This is a genomic window from Aliivibrio salmonicida LFI1238 (genome assembly GCF_000196495.1).
Lineage (GTDB): Bacteria > Pseudomonadota > Gammaproteobacteria > Enterobacterales > Vibrionaceae > Aliivibrio > Aliivibrio salmonicida.
Map to the genome: position 1 here is coordinate 2466320 of NC_011312.1, position 17461 is coordinate 2483780.

The following is a 17461-nucleotide window of genomic DNA, read 5'->3' on the forward strand; positions in this document are numbered from 1 at the left end:
TTCGTATTCCTGCGTTAAATAAGTCGACGCGATTAATGACCAACGGCTTGAACTATTCTAATTTGCTTCTCATCTGGAATTTCTTGATAAGAAAGCACTCGTAAATTTGGAATTGTATTCTTAACAAATTTCGCTAATGTTGAACGCAACACCCCCGATGTCAGCAAGACAGCGGCCTCTCCTTTTAACTCTTGTTCTTGAGTCGCAAGCGTTAATGAAGCTTGCAAGCGTTCAGCCAAACCAGGTTCAATGCCCGTTGTTTCACCGCCTGACGCCTGCATAGTTTGATGCAAAATTTGTTCCAGTTCTGGGATTAAGGTAATAACAGGCATTTCAGCCTCTACCCCATTGATTTCCTGAACAATTAGTCGTTTTAGCGCAATTCTGACGGCGGCCGTCAAAATGTCGGGTTCTTGACTTTTTGGCGCATATTCAGACAAAGTTTGGACAATGGTTCTAATATCACGAACTGGAATTGCTTCATTCAATAAATTCTGAAGTACTTTTACAACCGCCCCTAACGGTAATTGATCGGGTACTAACCCTTCAACTAATTTAGGTGAGCTTTGTGAGAGCAACTCTAATAAGTTCTGAACTTCTTCATGTCCTAATAACTGCGCCGCATTATTTGTTAACAATTGACTTAAATGGGTTGCTAATACCGTTGCAGCATCTACAACAGTATAGCCTAAGGCTTGAGCATGCTCTCTTTGCTCTTCGTTTATCCATACGGCTTCAAGACCAAAGGCTGGATCAAGCGTTGGTTCACCTTCAATCGAGCCATACACTTGCCCTGGGTTAATCGCTAATTCTTTATCTGGACGAATTTCAGCTTCGCCACCGGCCACACCCATCAAGGTAATTCTGTATACGTTTGGTGGCAGTTCTAAATTATCTCGAATATGAACCGCAGGTACCAAGAAACCGAAATCTTGAGACAGCTTCTTACGAACCCCTTTAACACGGTCAAGAAGCTCGCCACCTTGTTCTTTATCTACCATTGGGATCAAACGATAACCAACTTCTAATCCAATCACATCGACAGGTTGAACATCATCCCATGACAGTTCTTTAGGTTGTGAAGAAGACAACTCCATTGGAGGTGCTGCTTTTTTATCTTCTCCCTCTTGTGCTTTTTTCTTCGTTAGGTAATACGCCCAACCACTCGCCAGAATCGCAAGCAATATAAATGGAAAATGAGGCATTCCAGGAACAATACCCATGATAAACATGATCCCACCCGTTACCATCAATGCTTTTGGGTTATCAACTAATTGAAACACCAATTGCTCGCCCATGTCTTCGTCTGTGTTTTGACGAGTTACCATGATCGCAGCACCAATCGACAATAGTAATGATGGGATTTGAGCAACCAAGCCATCACCAATCGTTAGCAAAGTATAAATTTGAATCGCTTCACTAAAACCTAAATCAAATTGCGCCATACCGATGGCAAAGCCACCAATAATATTAATAAATAGAATTAAGATACCAGCAATGGCATCCCCTTTTACAAATTTTGACGCGCCATCCATTGAACCGTAAAAGTCAGCTTCTTTGGTGACTTCAAAACGACGTGTTCTTGCTTGTTCTTGATCGATTAAGCCGGCATTCAAATCCGCATCAATCGCCATTTGTTTACCTGGTAAGGCATCCAAGGTGAAACGTGCACTTACTTCTGAAATACGGCCCGCACCTTTGGTTACAACCATAAAGTTAATGATCATCAAGATAATAAAAACAATCAAACCAACCGCATAGTTACCGCCGATAACCACATTACCAAACGCCTCGATAACGTTACCTGCCGCTCCCGGCCCTTCATGACCATGCAGCAATACCACACGAGTCGATGCCACGTTCAAAGCAAGGCGAAGTAAGGTAGATACAAGAAGAATGGTTGGGAACGCAGCAAAATCAAGAGGTCTACGAGTGTAGATTGTCACTAACAATACAACCATTGCTAAGGCGATATTGAACGTAAACATAAGATCGAGTAAAAAAGCCGGGATCGGTAATATCACCATCGCTAGTGCTGATAGCACTAAAATCGGCGCACCTATTGATGGGATTTTCTTGCCTTTTAAGGCAGAGAGTTTATTCGGTAGTGGAATTTGAAATTTCATCACTTAGGCTTCTTACTCATTGTTATTACTAATAAAAATTAATAATCTTAGTCTGATCATTTACGGCTACATCTAACAAAGCAATTTTCGAGCCAGATTAATGTCAGTTTTTTGGCACTCAAGTCCTCTTTTCTGACAGGCCTTCTATCTCTTGAACAACATTCACATAAATGTAATTAACCAGTTAATTCTTAAGGAAAAATAGTAAACACGATTGAAAAATAACTCTTCCTTTGTATAATCATCGCTCCACTCTTTGTCTAATGACATCTCTATCAGGTAAATAGCATGACTGGTGTTTCTCTAAGCACGAATCAAAATGTACTAAATAAAATGGATATTGGAGGAAGAGTGATCATTGAGGTGAGCTGCCCAAATGGGCAATCCGCTCAAGCCACCTCGACGTTAATTGGGTTTAAAAAAGGCCAATACATCTTTATTGAATACCCTTCATCAACCTCTTTAGAATTTAATAAGATTTATTTGGAAGGCGCGGAAGTCACCTTTAGAGCAATGACAAACACCACATTGCGTGATGTTATTGCGTTTCGAACACAGATCCACTCCGTTATTTATCGTCCAATGGAAATGCTTTGTCTGCATGCACCAAAAAGTATCTCGATGAGACAAATACGTACACATCAGCGTATTGAAACCGAATTTGAGTGTGAACTTACGGTTGGTAACCATGTACTGTCAGGTAAGATAAGTGACTTTTCAGCAGGAGGGTGTGCGGTACTCTTTCCGTCAAAATTAAATCCAGACAATCTTCTTAATCAACCCGTTAGTGTCTCGATTCAATTAGATACGTTAGAGCCGATCCTCATTAAAGGGAAGATAAAGAATATAGACGCGAAGGAGAAAAAGTCGAAAGTGGGCGTGATGTTCAATGCGGATAGCATTACTGATTCCGATCTTCAGACCCTTCATCACCAATGCGTATTAAAAGGGTGGGAGTTGTAGACCTCCTCCCCTTGTTATTTTTTCAAATCATCTGGGATGGTTAGTGAATCATCATCTAGCTCAGGTTTCGTTCCACCGCGCTTTTTATACTGCTTCATTTGAAATATATAAGCCAATATCTGCGCCACAGCAGCAAATAAACCATCAGGGATTTGTTGTTCCACTTCTGTTGAGTGATATAACGCTCGCGCAAGAGGTGGGGCTGGCAATATATCTATATTATGTTCACGAGCAATTTCTCGGATTTTCATTGCGATATGATCGACCCCTTTCGCCACCACAATCGGTGCAGAGTCTTTAGTTTGATCATAACGTAAAGCAACAGAATAATGCTCAGGGTTGGTGACAATAACATCCGCCGATGGCACATCAGCCATCATTCGACGTTGCGTCATTTCACGTTGCAGCATACGAATACGCCCTTTTACTTCTGGCTTCCCTTCTGTTTCTTTGTATTCATCTTTAATTTCTTGTTTTGTCATTTTCAATTGATTGGCGTGTTGCCAAATTTGAAAGGGAATATCAATCGCAACAACAATCAATAAAGTACAGCTGATCAACAGAATAAAATTCAATAGGATATCTAGAGAATGAAAAATATTCGACGGATACGTATCTAAACTTAATTGAAATAAGTCCGCCTTACTTTTATTGATCAAATAGAAAGCAGTGCCACCAACAAGCGATACTTTTAAGATCGACTTTAAAAGCTCAACCCAACTTTGCATACCAAACATACGTTTAATACCTGACATTGGGTTCATTTTAGACGGTTTTGGCATTGCGGCTTCGGCAGAAAAGCTGATCCCACCAAGGCCTGCTGCTCCAATTAAAGCCGCCACAAACAACATAAGCAGAATTTTTAAAACAGGGAAAACTAAGGCGACTAACGCCCCGCCCACTATCTCAAGTAATTTATTGGTATCGAAGATTTCTTCTCTAGAAATAGAAAAGAAGCGACTCATTATCGATAACAATGCTTTACCAACCTCATCACCAAACCACATCAACGAAATAGCACCACAGACTAATACTGACACTGACGCCAGTTCTTTTGACCTTGCAACTTGCCCTTTATCTTTGGCCTGTTGCAAGCGTTTGGACGTGGCGTCTTCGGTGCGTTCTTGACCGTCACTATCAGCCATTATGACTCTCCATCGACTTCAGTGTCTTCATCAACAATCCAACCTTATTAGGCTACAGATCTGTGCTTCAGCACGACCCCAATGCAAATCATAATGAGTGAATAACCCAAGAACAATGTAAGACGTCAGCAGTAAACCAACCAGTAATGCAAACGCAAAACCCAATGAGAAAATGTTTAATTGCGGTGCGGCACGAGTCATAACACCAAACGATAAATTCACCGTAAGTAGCGCGATGATCCCAGACAATGACATACTTAAACCGGCTTTCATCATAATACCAAGCCAACCAGCAAGAGATTGAAAATCAACACTGGTTAATTTACCGACTCCGACAGGCAACGTAGTGAAACTCATCACCGCAAAGTTAATCATTTTTAAGTGCCCATCAGTTCCTAAAAAGAACAAGATCGACAAAAACATAAACAATTGCCCAAGCAAAGGGGTATTTTGACCATTAGCCGGGTCAACCATAGAGGCAAAACCTAAGCTCGATTGCATACCCAAAATTTGCCCAAGTAAGACGAATGTTTGGGTAACAAAAACAGTCACCATTCCCATCGCAACACCAATGATGATTTGCTCCGCAGTGGTCATAAAACCTTGAAAAGACAACAATTGGATTTCAGGAGGCATTGCAGGAATCGCAGGCATGACCGCAAACGTAATACTTAATCCCAAATACAGTCGAATTTTAGGTGACACAAATCGAGCCCCAAACACCGACATCACCATCAACATGGAAGAAATTCGAGTGTAGGGCCAAAAATAGGTCGCAATAAAATCTAAAACTATTTGAGTTGGGTATTCCATAACATCAGCTTGTGCTTAGTAATTTGTATTTAGTCATCAAGTCGTTGTGTATCAACACTGGATTAATAAAGTATCGTCGGCATTCGAGCGATCAGCTCATAAAAATATTCCATCAACATTCTCGTCATCCAATGTCCGAATAACATTAATGATAATAGCGTCACGATCAAACGAGGTAAGAAACTCAACGTTTGTTCATTGATAGAGGTTGCCGCTTGGAAAACCGCAACCACCAAACCAATTAATAAGCTTGGAATAATAATGGCACACACCATGATAAGCACCATGTACAGTGCGCCGCGGAATAGCTCAATGGCCATTTCAGGGGTCATGTTGGATCCTTAAGTAGTAAAGCTGCCAGCGAGAGTTGAAAGGATTAAATTCCACCCATCGACCAACACAAACAACATAAGTTTAAATGGCAACGACACGATCATTGGCGAAAGCATCATCATACCCATGGCCATCAATACTGATGCCACCACTAAATCGATAATTAAAAACGGCAAGAACAGCATAAAACCCATTTGGAATGCGGTTTTTAGCTCGGAAGTAATGAAGGCTGGAATAACGACCGTAATTGGCACATCTTCTGGGTTTTCAACTTCTACGCCTGACATATTCACAAACGTTTCTAAATCTTTAACACGGGTTTGCGCCAGCATAAATTCTTTCATTGGGATTTGAGCAGCATCAAACGCTTCACGTGCTGTAATTTCTTCACCAATATAAGGCTGAATCGCCGTCTCATTTACCTTGTCAAAAACCGGCGCCATAATGAAGAAAGTTAAAAACATCGCAATACCGATGATCACTTGATTCGAGGGCGTCTGTTGTAGACCCATTGCCTGTCGTAAAATCGACATCACAACAACAATTCGAGTAAATGAGGTCATTAGGATAACCATCGCAGGCAAAAAGCCTAGCATGGTCATTAACCCTAATATTTGGAGATTAACAGAATAGTCTTCGCCACCGCTGGCATTTGTCGTCATGGTAAATGCGGGAATGCCACCACCTGAACTGCTGCCTTTTGCAATGGTTTTTGCAGCCCCTGAATCTTTTTCCATTGCAGTAACGGTCATGCCTTCAGCACTGGCCGCTGTCGCAGGAATAGAGGTTGCTAAGTCATCAACTGCCCATGCAGGCGATGCCATAAAGAATAGGGAAAAAACCGCCAGAGTGACGGCAATTAAATTAGTTTTTAGCATCTTTTTTCATCAGTTGGCTGAGTTGTGTTGAAAATGGCGTTAGTTTTTTTTCGTTCACTTCTAACGGTTTTTCAAGCTTACTTAGCATATTGATATTTTGAGAAGTGATCCCAATTAGGAATTGTTCTTCTCCAACTTGAATAACAGCAACTCGCTCTTTTGTACCAACAGGCAGTTGTTTCACAATGTTCATGCCACCGCCTGAACCACCAGTCATACCGGGAACTTTCATTCGTTTTAATAACCATGCAAAGAAAAGAATCAATGCAATAACAAAAATAAGAGAGCCTAACGTTGCCGCCAAGTCGATATTTGGTGCACTCGTTGCTGCGAACAAAGGAAAGGGCAAAAATGCCAATAACCATAGCTGTTTCATATTCCTTTCCTTTTTGTTCAATGTTGTTCGATTAACGCAATTTCTTAATACGTTCAGTTTGGCTGATAACGTCAGTTAAACGAATACCAAACTTGTCATTCACGACAACGACTTCGCCATGAGCGATAAGCGTGCCGTTAACCATAACGTCCAGTGATTCACCAGCGATACGATCAAGCTCAACCACAGAACCTTGGTTAAGTTGCAGTAAGTTACGAATACTAATATGTGAGCGCCCTACCTCCATAGAAATAGTCACAGGAATATCTAGAATCGTATCAAGCTTACGGCGTTCATCTTCGTTAAACGCAGGGGTTGTTTCTTCTAAATCTTCCAGAGGTGCACTTACTGCTTCTGCACTTTCACTTAATGCTGCTGCCCATTCGTCAGCCATTTGTTGCTCATTTGAATCCATGATCCACTACCTTCTCTATTTCTTATTCGTCATCTAAATCAAATAAAACGTTTTTACCTAAGAAGGCAAGATCCGTTTTGACCATGTCTGGGCGCTTGATTTTCTCTGTGATCTGTACTGCTAATTTATCACCAGATTTACCTACTTTACCGCGATACGTCGGTAAATCTTCGACAAACACGGTTGCGGCTTCTGGCATTTCAATTGGAATAATATCACCCGCTTGAAGGTCCATTAGATCGCGTAATGAGATTTCGCTTTCTAATAAATTCACTTTCATTTCAACAGGAACGTCCATGATTTCATCACGTAACGCTTTACTCCATCGAACATCGGTGTCCATCTTGTCACTTTGAACACCAGCATCAAGTAGTTCGCGTATCGGTTCAACCATTGAGTATGGGAACACGACATGGAAATCACCACCGCCACCGTCAACTTCAATATGGAATGAGCTTACGACGATAACTTCTGTCGGGCTTACAATGTTTGCCATGGTTGGGTTAACTTCTGAATCTAGGTATTCAAATTCAACCCCCATGACAGGAGACCATGCTTCTTTGTAATCTTCAAAAACAACTTTCAACAATAGCTGAATGATTCGACGCTCAGTCGGTGTAAATTCACGACCTTCGATCTTAGCGTGGAAACGTCCATCACCACCAAAGAAGTTTTCAACTAAAATGAAAACCAAACGCGCTTCCATCGTAACTAATGCCGTGCCTTTCAATGGACGAAAACGCACCATATTCAGACTTGTCGGTACATAAAGTGTATTTTGATACTCACCAAATTTAACCATTGAAACGCCGTTAATCGACACTTCCGCGGTTTTTCTCAGCATATTAAATAAGCTAATACGCATATGACGAGCGAAACGTTCATTGATCAACTCCAGTGTTGGCATTCGACCACGAACGATTCTGTCTTGCGATGAAAAGTCAAAACTCTTCATCGTGCCTGAGCTGTCATCAGCACCGACTACATCATCTTCTACGTCATCTACACCATGAAGTAGAGCATCAATTTCATCTTGGGATAATAGATCTGTCACATTGAACCTATTGCATTACAAAGTCAGTAAATAATACTTTTTCAATTACAGGTTTCGCTGTAATTTTAGTAAAGGCATCTTGAATATCACGCGTTGCCTGTTCACGAAGTTCGATTCGACCACGAGGCTCTCTTAATTGCTCAACCGTTGCCGCAGCAAAAGTCGATAATAACGTACTTTCTACTAATGGCGTGTGCTGTTTTGCTATTGCTTCATTATCACTACCGCGCATCATTACTTGCACTTTTAATTGTACAAGACGATCTCGTTTATCACCTGCCACATTGAAAATAAAAGGCTGTGGCAAGTTTAAATACAATGCTGGCATTTTTGCTTCTAACGCCGCGATATCATGCTCTGTTGGTTCTGGTTTACTCTCTCCAGACATAAAGAACCAAGCACCAACGCCTCCCACTACTAGCAATAAAACAAGTAGTGCGATGACAAACATCATCTTATTTTTGCTTTTAGGTGCGTCACCCTGCTCAGCCATTGTCTTTCCTCTTGAATAAACCGTTAATTATTATTTTAAAAATCCGTTGATGCACGATTAAGCGTAAAAGCTAATACCATCTTTAGGTTTCGATACTTGAACATTAATTTCATGCTCTTCTGAAGACTCTTCACTAAAGCCAGAACCTTGACGAGACGATTCCTCTTTCTGATAACCATACTGTGAAGAATCACCTGAACTTTGCTGTTGTACAGACGTATCGGCCAATTGAATTCCTTGTTGAGCAAACATTTCACGTAGTCGTGGTAAAGATTGTTCAATCGCCTCTTTTGCCTGTGGGTTCGACACCGTAAATTGAACCCCAGCACTGTCTGCGCCCATATTTAGGCGAATGTGCATGCGCCCCATTTCTGGTGGATCTAATCGAATATCAACGTACTTTAAATTCTTTGCCATCATCATATTGATGCGTTCTGCCACTTCATCACTGACTTGTTCTTGACGAATGTTCAGTGGCATTGCTGCTGGATCGGTTCGCTGACTTGCGGTGACTTGTTGTGTTCCCGTTGTACCAGCAACATTAGACAGTTGTTGTGCAAACGAATCACTGCTTTTAGCGTCGGTTAAACTGATCGCTTCTCCATTGGCAATCTGTGTCATGCCTAATGCAGAAATATCCATTTTACCTTTTTGCTTTTCAACTAACTTACCGGCTTCCGCCTCTGCTTTACCAATTAACGCCGCTGACGTTAACATTTCTTTGGTCGATTCTTTATTACCAGAAGCATCGCCCTTTTCTTTTGTTCCTTCTGATGACACTTTACTAGATTGTCCCCATTGAATTTCTTTTAATGGGTCAGACTTAGAAGCATCACCTTTTACCGATTCTTTTCCTGCCACAGCGGCTTGGGCTTGAGTAAGCACAACCTCACCGTTTTCAGTCACTACTTTGTCTTCTGAATCAGAGGTTTCTTTATCTGATTTTTCTTTTAATTCTTTCTCTTTAACTAACGTGCCATTGGCTTGATCAAGTCGAGATAATAGCTCTGAGCCTTCTTCCACTTTCTCTTCAACGGTGTCTTCTTTTTTTGCTGCGTTATCACTTTTTTCTTTTTCTATGGCCGCTGCTTTTTCATCGGCGGCTGTTTTTTCTGTTTCCGCTGCTTTTTTGGCGTCTTCTTTCGCCTCTAAACCCATCAACTCTTTCAGCTCTTCAATGAAGCCTTCTGAATCGTTTTTTTCTACGGCAGCCGTTTTAGTATCAGGCTTTACAGGTGCAGTGGTGTTGATACTTTTTAATGATAAGTCATTACTGCTCATAGTATGTTCTCTACATTGAGTGTGGCTTTTTTGACGAGTGCCATAAAACACTAATTTTTACTATTTTAAAGCAAGTATTAAGCCACTTTTAATTAGACCTTTCACAACGTCTGTTTAAAAGCGACATAATCACAGAAGAAAAAGAGAATACGACCAAGCGAGAAGTGATAAATAAAGACGTGTTAGCAAGACTATTTTGGCCTACGTGCAAATTGCAACGTCACGTATTCATCCATCATTTTTTGTTCTTGTTTATCCAGCATTTTTTGTTTTTCTGCTTTTTTCTTATCCATCATCCACTCATAAGAGCGACGCTGCTTACGGGTTTCTTGCCAATAGGTTTGGCAGTTATCCACTTGAGAAGTGAAATGAGATTCCGCACTCTTTTGTTTTGTTAGGGTTTCATCTAACTGAACAAGAAATTTATTTAGGTGGCTGTATTGGCTTGCAGTTAACCCTTTCTGACCACGTTCTAGTAGCTGATTACAGTAATCCAAACGGTATTTTTCAATTTGTTTTACTTGCTTATAAAAATTATCCAATTCAGACTTGGCTTTGTTTAACGCCAGTACCGATTGGTTCTCTCTTTCTTGAGCTTGTTCTAGTAAAAAATCAAAGGCACTGCTCATGCAATTTCCTAGTGGTCATTAAAGGGTTTTACAACGAAAAATAAGTTAAATTACGATTAACCACTTAACAACATTTTAAGCATGTTTTTACACATATCGAAAGGAACCGTTTCTTTCATGCGTTGCTGCAAGTATTCATCTAATCGTGGTTTCAACGTAAAGGCTTGGTCTATCGCCGGATTCGTTCCTGGTTTATACGCACCGATAGAAACCAGATCTTGGTTTTTACGACACGTGGCCAGAACTTGACGCACCGCTTTTGACATCAGCATATGCTCTTCGTCCGTAATCTGTGGCATAACACGGCTGACAGAACGTTCAACATCAATCGCAGGATAATGTCCAGCATCGGCCATTTCTCGTGATAATACAATGTGACCATCCAAAATAGCTCGGGCAGCATCGGCAATTGGATCTTGTAAATCATCGCCTTCAGTTAACACGGTAAAAAAAGCCGTGATAGAGCCTTGATCTTCATTACCGTTACCCGCACGTTCAACCAGTGCAGGTAATTTAGCGAATACCGATGGCGGATAGCCCTTGGTCGCAGGAGGCTCACCAACCGACAAGGCGATTTCACGCTGAGCTTGAGCAAAACGAGTCAGTGAGTCCATTAATAACAACACGTCTAACCCTTGATCTCGAAAGTATTCAGCAATGGTTAAAGCGGTTTGGCACCCTTTTAATCGCATTAATGGTGATGAATCGGCAGGAGCAGCAACAACAACAGAACGTTGGCGGCCTTCTGTACCCAGAATGTCTTCAATGAATTCTTTTACTTCTCGTCCACGTTCACCAATCAGCCCCACAACCACAACTTGAGCCGTGGTACCACGAGTCATCATGCCAAGTGTGACCGACTTACCCACACCTGAACCTGCAAAAAGACCAATACGCTGACCTTTGCCCACCGTCAGTAATCCATTAATCGCTTTTAAGCCAACATCCAATGGCTCTCTGATGGGTTTACGAGAAAGTGGATTGATAGGTGTTGATGTAAAAGAAGCCGTTTGTTCAGTGTAAATATCACCTAACCCATCGATAGGTTTACCAACACCATCAATAACTCGACCCAATAATTCCATACCAACAGGTATGCCACTGACATCGGCAATTGGCGTGACTTTCGCTCCAGGTAATACCCCAGAGATTTGTTCGTTTGGCATTAAGAATAAATTGTCACCTGAAAACCCAACCACTTCCGCTTCAATTTCACCATTAACGGTTTCAACCATGCATGAGCTGCCAATCGGAGCTCGGCACCCTGTCGCTTCAAGGGTTAGTCCAACAACACGAACTAACTTACCAGAGGCAATCGCACGAGTTGTCAGTCCTGATGTTTTGTATTGAGAAAGACGTTCAGATAACGGCAGCATTTACTGATTTCCTTGATGACGATTCACACCACAAAACTTAGTTAATACGGTTTTAATTCGTTCTTCCAACAAGTAATTCACTTTAGAGTCAAACGCTTGAATGTTAATATCGCCTAAATTCATGGATGGCTCGATAGATAACGTCCATTGCTTTTGAGCTAACGCTTCTTCGCCATACGCCTCAACCACTCGTTGGTGATCTTCAGGGTTTAACGATATTTTAATTTCTCGTTCCGTCACGGGAAGAGTCTCTACCGCTTCACGTACCGTGTCTAAAATAATTTGAGGATTGGTTTTTACTTCAACATGAGTTACTTCTTTAGTTAACGCCAATACCATGTCGATAAGTTGTTTTTCTACTTGAGAATCAAGTAAGGCAAGCGGCTCAGAAAATTTATCGGCCATTTCAATCAATTGTTGAATACGCGCTTGGATCTCAGCTTGTCCCGCTGCGATACCTTCCTCATAACCCACTTGATAGCCCTCAGGCTTACCTGTTTCAAAACCTTCTGCTTGGCCTTTTTCTAGCCCTTCTTTGTAGCCAAATTCTTGACCTTCCAATTTCCCTTCATTATAAGCGCCTTGCTTGATCTGCTCGATGATTTCATCTGTCAGTACAAACTCTTCAGCCACTTCTTCTTTCGGTAATGACGGCGTCCAGCTTGGGTCATAATTTAATGCAGTTTCACGAGCAGGGTTTGCAGGATCAGAGTAATCAGGAGATTGCCAAATATTTGTTTTTTGCAGTTCACTCTCATCGGTAATACGAATAAAACCACGTTTTTTGCTGAGACTCATGATGATAACCTGTAGGGATATAAGAAGATTAAATTAGAATTCAGATACTTATTTTGAATATCAAAAAGTATAACGGCCATTCCATAATCTAATGAAATAGCCGTTTAATTATAGCTTTGAAGACGACATCGTATTACACGAATTCATCAGCACCACCGGTTAACATAAGGTCACCGGAGTCCGCCATTCTTCTCGCCACAGCCAAGATCTCTTTCTGTGCAGCTTCAACATCAGCAACACGTACCGGTCCCATGGCTTCAAGATCATCACGCATAAGTTCTGCCGCACGTTTCGACATACACTTAAACATCTTCTCTTTAAGACCGTCATCTGCACCTTTAAGCGCTTTTTGTAGCACTTCTTGTGGTACATCACGCAGCAACATTTGAATACCCGTATCTTGAACATCTATCAGGTTTTCAAACACAAACATCAGATCTTGAATTTGCGTTGCTGTTTCTTCATCTTGGTCACGAATTTGATCCATCAACATACCTTCAATACTGTTATCTAGGTAGTTCATGATTTCTGCCGCCGCTTTCAGGCCGCCAATTTTGGCTGCTTGAGCGCCAGATTGACCCGCGAATTGTTTCTCCATGATTTCGTTCAATTCAGCCAGTGCTGATGGTTGAACTTCTTCAAGGTGTGCAATACGCATCATTAAATCAAGACGAACACGTTCAGGGAACTGGGATAAAATATCAGCAGACTGATCAGGATCTAAATAAGACAGTACAATCGTTTGGATCTGTGGATGCTCATTCATAATGATGCTAGCCACTTGACGAGGATCCATCCATTTCAATGAATCCAACCCTTTAGACCCGCTACCCAATAAAATTTGGTCAACAAGGTTATTGGCTTTGTCTTCACCAAGTGCAGCAACTAATGCATTACGCATAAAGTCTTCGCTGCCCATGCCGATCGTTGTGTACTTCTGAATATCTTCTAAGAAAGCACGATGAATCGCGGACACTTTAGTCTGATTTAAATCAGACACTGTTGCCATTGCTGCACCGACTTTCTGAACCTGTTTGGGTTCTAAATGACGAATGATACTTGCGGCGTCATCTTCACTTAAACTAAGTAATAGAATCGCTGCGCGCTCTGAGCCCGATAATGAAGAAAGATCAAACTCTGTCGCGTCTTCCTCTTTCTTGTCTGCTTCAATAATGTCATTAGCCATTTTCAGATACCCAATTTTTAACTACTTGCGCTGCTAATTCTGGTTCATTTGCAACAAGTGCACGAACCGCTTTCAATAAATCTTCATCTTTATGCAGATTTGGTAAATCAATGCCTGAACCAAATTCAAATCCATCGCCATCCAAATCACTACCAATCAGTCCCATGTCGCCATCAGCGCCAGTGTTACCATTCGCAAGGGCATCTTCTTCTGCTTGATTAGGGAACAGAAGTTTATTCATCGCAGGACGAACAAGAATAAGAAGCACGGCAATAATAACTAATGCACCAGCAAGCCATTTAACCCACTCGTTAAAGTTAGGATTTTCCCAAATAGGCACATCAATTGAAATTGGTTGCTCTTCAATCGCAAATTTCACACTGATAACATTCAATAAGTCACCACGATCTTCGTTAAGACCTACACTGCCAATTATAATTTGACGAATTTTATCAATTTGTTCAGCTGGTACTGGTGTGTACGTGGCTTCACCCGTATCTGGATTGACGGTTCTAAGTTCTTTGACTGCAACAGAAACCGTTTGACGAGACAACGTCCCCGTTTGCTTTCGCTCATGGCTGATCGTCGTATCCAATTCAAAATTTCGAGTCGCTTCTTTATGAACCGCGCCCTTACCAAGCACTGAACCGTCTTTTAGCTCAGAAATGTCTTGTGGAATAGCTGAATCAACAGGCGGTTGATTGCTCAATGCCCCAGGGATACCCGCAATGACATTACCATTGTTGTAATCTTCTAATGTGTATTCACTTCGTGTTGATGGTGTTTGCGGATCGAACTGCTTACGCGTTTGTTCAATCGCGCTGAAATCCATGGACACATCAACTTGTGCGGTATAGTTACCTAAACCGAGAATAGGGATAAGAATCGCGTCAATTTTATCGCGTAAAGATTGCTCTTGTTTACGCTCTAACTCTTGTTCTTTACGATGCGCTGTCGCCATCGGATCTTGCGAACCAGAACTCAATAAACGACCGTGTTGATCCGTCACCGTGACACGCGTTGGTTTCATGCCAGGAACGGCACTTGATACCATATCAACAATCGAATCGACTTATTCTTGTTTTAAATTTGCGCCCATACGCATCGTCAAGAATACCGTTGCAGAAGCTTCTTGATTATGACGTACAAACACACTTTGTTTTGGCATTGCAAGTAGCACTTGAGCTTTACGAATTGGACGCATTTGCTCAAATGTACTGGCTAATTGACGTTCACGGCTTAATTTTAGACGTTCTAGTTCTAAACGCTGTGATACACCAAAGCCCATGTCTTGTAATAATATCTCGTCCCCTTCTCCGTTAACGCTGCCATTTAAGCCAGCACGTGAAAGGTTAAGTTTCATTTGACTGAATTCTGAAGCTGGAACTAAAATCGTATTCCCATCCAGTTTGTATTCTGCTTTTTGAGCATCAAGATGGTCGAGAACTTGAATAAGTTCGTCTGTTTCATAGACACCCAATGGGCGCATTTCAGGTTCTTGAACCCAAAAAAACAGCATAACGATCAACGCAACACAGATAGAAACAGACAGAACTAAGATAACTTGACGTAATAAATCAAGGTTACCTAATGCTGAATCCAACTTTGATGAACTTTGCTCATCAACGTCTGGGTTCTGTACATCAACAGAGCTATCAAGTGCCATTGCACCGCCTATTGACATATCATCAGATACTGACAAATCTGTATTTTTCTTATCTTCCGACACGGCTTACTTCCTAGATATTATACAGGCATGTTCATTAGTGTTTTATAAGCGTCTACTAGCTTATTTCGTACTTGAATGGTTGCATCAAAAGCAACACTTGATTTATTTCTTGCGATCATAACGTCAGACAATGAAACCCCTTCATCACCTCTGTCAAAACGCACAGCCAAATCACTTGACGCTTGTTGTAGACCATTTACGTTATTTACTGCTTTTGCAAACATAGCACTGAAGTCCGCACCGACTTCTTTACCTGTTGCTGGACGCGTCGTATTTGTCGCGTCTAGCATCATTGCTTGCATTTCGTCCTGTATACCACCGATTTTCATTTATCTTTCTCCGACCCAGTCAACTAATTGACTTAATGTTACGACCCGAAGTATATAAAGCAATTTACATACCAAAATATCAATAAACTTAACCCGTTGTTTAACTTGGGATATCTATTCCAGCATCACGCATTTTTGCTAATTTATATCTCAGTGTTCTTGGGCTAATACCCAGCTTTTCAGCCACTTCTTTGCGCTTTCCATCACACGCTTTAATCGTTTCAAGAATAATAATGTATTCTTGCTCACGTAATTCCCCACCCAGCCCTGTCGACGAACTTGATGCATCCATATTGACGCTATCTGTTGATTCAACTGAAGGTTCATTTATTGACGGTATTTGTTGCTCAGGCTTAATCGTTGGCACTTCACCACTGACTATTTTCTGTAAACTACTTGCATCAGCCCAATCAACCCCTTCAAGTAATATGTCATCCGCAGTGATGTAATTCTCCTCTGCCAAAATAAGGGCACGTTGAACTACATTGTCTAATTCACGTACGTTACCAGGCCAAGGATAAATCTCTAATTTGGCAATCGCTTCAGAGGTTAACGTCGGCACTGGCAGACCTTGTTTTTGACAGTGACGCTCAACCAAATGTTGAGCCAGAGGAATAATATCCCCTTTACGTTCTTTTAATGGCGGCCATGCAATTGGGAACACGTTTAGTCGATAATATAAATCCTCACGGAAATTACCTTCTTCAACGTATTTCTTAAGATCTCGGTTACTGGTTGCCAAAATACGAACATCTAATTTGATGCTCTTACGGCCACCTAAACGTTCCACTTCTCGCTCTTGAAGCACTCGAAGCAATTTAACTTGTAAGTTAAGGTCCATTTCACTGATTTCATCCAGTAAGATAGTGCCACCTTGAGCTTGCTCAAACTTGCCCGGACACGCTTGAACTGCACCAGTAAAGGCACCTTTCTCATAACCAAATAAGGTTGCTTCCAACATATTATCTGGAATTGCCGCACAGTTAATGGCAATAAAAGGCCCTTCACTGCGTTGGGAATTATTATGAATATAGCGAGACATCACTTCTTTACCTGAACCACTAGGTCCAAGCACCATCACGTTCGCGTCAGTTCTTGCCACTTTGTCTGCTAACTTAAGTAATTTTAAGCTTTTTTCATCAGCAACAATGGCATTGCCTGTTTGTTCGTTTTTAACTGGCGCATAGCGACTAACCATATTAAGCAGCACTTCTGGCGCAAACGGCTTCGCCATGTAATCAATTGCGCCATCTTTCATTGCTGAAACGGCATCTTCAATATTGGCGTAAGCGGTCATCAATAAAACGGGCAAATTCGGCCAATTTAATTTAATGCTACGAAGCAAGGCTAATCCACCCATTCCTGCCATTTGCACATCAGAAACAACAATATCAACGGGTTCTTTCTTCAAGATAAGTAATGCAGTTTCCGCACTATCCGCCTCTACCCACTCATACCCTGCCAATTCCAATGTGTCGATCAATGCTTCGCGTAGACCTTCATCATCTTCAACAATTAATACTTTGCTTTGAGCCAT

17 protein-coding genes and 1 pseudogene are annotated in these 17461 nt (G+C 41.4%); 1 reads left to right on the forward strand and 17 read right to left on the reverse strand.

Features of this window, described 5'->3' with window-relative positions:
- Positions 1-32 precede the first annotated feature (32 nt).
- Positions 33-2126: a flagellar biosynthesis protein FlhA gene (flhA, locus tag VSAL_RS12015; RefSeq protein WP_012550796.1), complete on the reverse strand. Its 2094-nt coding sequence runs from the start codon at positions 2124-2126 to the stop codon at positions 33-35.
- Positions 2127-2414: 288 nt separating this feature from the next.
- On the opposite strand from flhA, the gene VSAL_RS12020 reads away from it, so the two are divergent.
- Positions 2415-3089 carry a flagellar brake protein gene (locus VSAL_RS12020; protein ID WP_012550797.1) on the forward strand — a complete coding sequence of 225 codons (675 nt, stop codon included), beginning with the start codon at positions 2415-2417 and terminating at the stop codon, positions 3087-3089.
- 14 nt (positions 3090-3103) lie between these two features.
- On the opposite strand, the gene flhB is transcribed toward VSAL_RS12020, so the two are convergent.
- From flhB to VSAL_RS12100, 16 genes and pseudogenes are all read right to left on the reverse strand, one after another.
- On the reverse strand, positions 3104-4234 hold the full coding sequence (gene flhB, locus VSAL_RS12025; protein ID WP_012550798.1) for a flagellar biosynthesis protein FlhB: 1131 nt from the start codon (positions 4232-4234) through the stop codon (positions 3104-3106).
- 30 nt (positions 4235-4264) lie between these two features.
- Positions 4265-5047, reverse strand: coding sequence for a flagellar biosynthetic protein FliR (fliR, locus tag VSAL_RS12030; protein WP_012550799.1), 783 nt, complete (start codon positions 5045-5047; stop codon positions 4265-4267).
- A 62-nt stretch (positions 5048-5109) separates the two neighbouring features.
- Positions 5110-5379: a flagellar biosynthesis protein FliQ gene (gene fliQ / locus VSAL_RS12035; protein WP_012550800.1), complete on the reverse strand. Its 270-nt coding sequence runs from the start codon at positions 5377-5379 to the stop codon at positions 5110-5112.
- A 9-nt stretch (positions 5380-5388) separates the two neighbouring features.
- Positions 5389-6204: a flagellar type III secretion system pore protein FliP gene (gene fliP, locus VSAL_RS12040; RefSeq protein WP_370527174.1), complete on the reverse strand. Its 816-nt coding sequence runs from the start codon at positions 6202-6204 to the stop codon at positions 5389-5391.
- Positions 6205-6244: 40 nt separating this feature from the next.
- On the reverse strand, positions 6245-6634 hold the full coding sequence (gene fliO / locus VSAL_RS12045; protein ID WP_012550802.1) for a flagellar biosynthetic protein FliO: 390 nt from the start codon (positions 6632-6634) through the stop codon (positions 6245-6247).
- A gap of 31 nt (positions 6635-6665) precedes the next feature.
- A complete protein-coding gene (gene fliN / locus VSAL_RS12050; RefSeq protein ID WP_012550803.1) occupies positions 6666-7049 on the reverse strand; it encodes a flagellar motor switch protein FliN in 384 nt (127 codons plus the stop codon).
- A 22-nt stretch (positions 7050-7071) separates the two neighbouring features.
- Positions 7072-8103: a flagellar motor switch protein FliM gene (fliM, locus tag VSAL_RS12055; RefSeq protein ID WP_012550804.1), complete on the reverse strand. Its 1032-nt coding sequence runs from the start codon at positions 8101-8103 to the stop codon at positions 7072-7074.
- A gap of 7 nt (positions 8104-8110) precedes the next feature.
- Positions 8111-8596, reverse strand: a complete 486-nt coding sequence (gene fliL, locus VSAL_RS12060; protein ID WP_012550805.1) for a flagellar basal body-associated protein FliL — start codon at positions 8594-8596, stop codon at positions 8111-8113.
- Positions 8597-8653: 57 nt separating this feature from the next.
- Positions 8654-9877, reverse strand: a complete 1224-nt coding sequence (locus tag VSAL_RS12065; protein ID WP_012550806.1) for a flagellar hook-length control protein FliK — start codon at positions 9875-9877, stop codon at positions 8654-8656.
- A 191-nt stretch (positions 9878-10068) separates the two neighbouring features.
- Positions 10069-10506 carry a flagellar export protein FliJ gene (fliJ, locus tag VSAL_RS12070; RefSeq protein WP_012550807.1) on the reverse strand — a complete coding sequence of 146 codons (438 nt, stop codon included), beginning with the start codon at positions 10504-10506 and terminating at the stop codon, positions 10069-10071.
- Between the two features lie 56 nt (positions 10507-10562).
- Complete coding sequence (gene fliI / locus VSAL_RS12075) at positions 10563-11882, reverse strand: flagellar protein export ATPase FliI (protein WP_012550808.1); 1320 nt, start codon at positions 11880-11882, stop codon at positions 10563-10565.
- Positions 11883-12680, reverse strand: a complete 798-nt coding sequence (fliH, locus tag VSAL_RS12080; RefSeq protein WP_012550809.1) for a flagellar assembly protein FliH — start codon at positions 12678-12680, stop codon at positions 11883-11885.
- 133 nt (positions 12681-12813) lie between these two features.
- A complete protein-coding gene (gene fliG, locus VSAL_RS12085; RefSeq protein WP_012550810.1) occupies positions 12814-13866 on the reverse strand; it encodes a flagellar motor switch protein FliG in 1053 nt (350 codons plus the stop codon).
- Positions 13859-15595: pseudogene (gene fliF / locus VSAL_RS12090) on the reverse strand (flagellar basal-body MS-ring/collar protein FliF). Before fliF ends, fliG begins: the two are co-directional and overlap by 8 nt.
- A gap of 17 nt (positions 15596-15612) precedes the next feature.
- Positions 15613-15924: a flagellar hook-basal body complex protein FliE gene (fliE, locus tag VSAL_RS12095; protein WP_012550811.1), complete on the reverse strand. Its 312-nt coding sequence runs from the start codon at positions 15922-15924 to the stop codon at positions 15613-15615.
- Between the two features lie 100 nt (positions 15925-16024).
- The gene (locus VSAL_RS12100; RefSeq protein WP_012550812.1) at positions 16025-17461 is read right to left on the reverse strand and encodes a sigma-54-dependent transcriptional regulator; all 1437 of its coding nucleotides are present in this window, start codon (positions 17459-17461) and stop codon (positions 16025-16027) included.

What these genes read in the sequence shown, in the direction of transcription:
- fliE (WP_012550811.1), bottom strand. Translation starts at nt 15,924, where the DNA reads ATGAAAATCGGTGGTATACAGGACGAAATGCAAGCAATGATGCTAGAC.
- fliI (WP_012550808.1), bottom strand. Translation starts at nt 11,882, where the DNA reads ATGCTGCCGTTATCTGAACGTCTTTCTCAATACAAAACATCAGGACTG.
- VSAL_RS12065 (WP_012550806.1), bottom strand. Translation starts at nt 9,877, where the DNA reads ATGAGCAGTAATGACTTATCATTAAAAAGTATCAACACCACTGCACCT.
- fliO (WP_012550802.1), bottom strand. Translation starts at nt 6,634, where the DNA reads ATGAAACAGCTATGGTTATTGGCATTTTTGCCCTTTCCTTTGTTCGCA.
- fliR (WP_012550799.1), bottom strand. Translation starts at nt 5,047, where the DNA reads ATGGAATACCCAACTCAAATAGTTTTAGATTTTATTGCGACCTATTTT.
- fliJ (WP_012550807.1), bottom strand. Translation starts at nt 10,506, where the DNA reads ATGAGCAGTGCCTTTGATTTTTTACTAGAACAAGCTCAAGAAAGAGAG.
- flhA (WP_012550796.1), bottom strand. Translation starts at nt 2,126, where the DNA reads ATGAAATTTCAAATTCCACTACCGAATAAACTCTCTGCCTTAAAAGGC.
- fliL (WP_012550805.1), bottom strand. Translation starts at nt 8,596, where the DNA reads ATGGCTGAGCAGGGTGACGCACCTAAAAGCAAAAATAAGATGATGTTT.
- VSAL_RS12020 (WP_012550797.1), top strand. Translation starts at nt 2,415, where the DNA reads ATGACTGGTGTTTCTCTAAGCACGAATCAAAATGTACTAAATAAAATG.
- fliH (WP_012550809.1), bottom strand. Translation starts at nt 12,680, where the DNA reads ATGAGTCTCAGCAAAAAACGTGGTTTTATTCGTATTACCGATGAGAGT.
- fliN (WP_012550803.1), bottom strand. Translation starts at nt 7,049, where the DNA reads ATGGATTCAAATGAGCAACAAATGGCTGACGAATGGGCAGCAGCATTA.
- fliG (WP_012550810.1), bottom strand. Translation starts at nt 13,866, where the DNA reads ATGGCTAATGACATTATTGAAGCAGACAAGAAAGAGGAAGACGCGACA.
- fliQ (WP_012550800.1), bottom strand. Translation starts at nt 5,379, where the DNA reads ATGACCCCTGAAATGGCCATTGAGCTATTCCGCGGCGCACTGTACATG.
- fliP (WP_370527174.1), bottom strand. Translation starts at nt 6,204, where the DNA reads ATGGCATCGCCTGCATGGGCAGTTGATGACTTAGCAACCTCTATTCCT.
- flhB (WP_012550798.1), bottom strand. Translation starts at nt 4,234, where the DNA reads ATGGCTGATAGTGACGGTCAAGAACGCACCGAAGACGCCACGTCCAAA.
- VSAL_RS12100 (WP_012550812.1), bottom strand. Translation starts at nt 17,461, where the DNA reads ATGGCTCAAAGCAAAGTATTAATTGTTGAAGATGATGAAGGTCTACGC.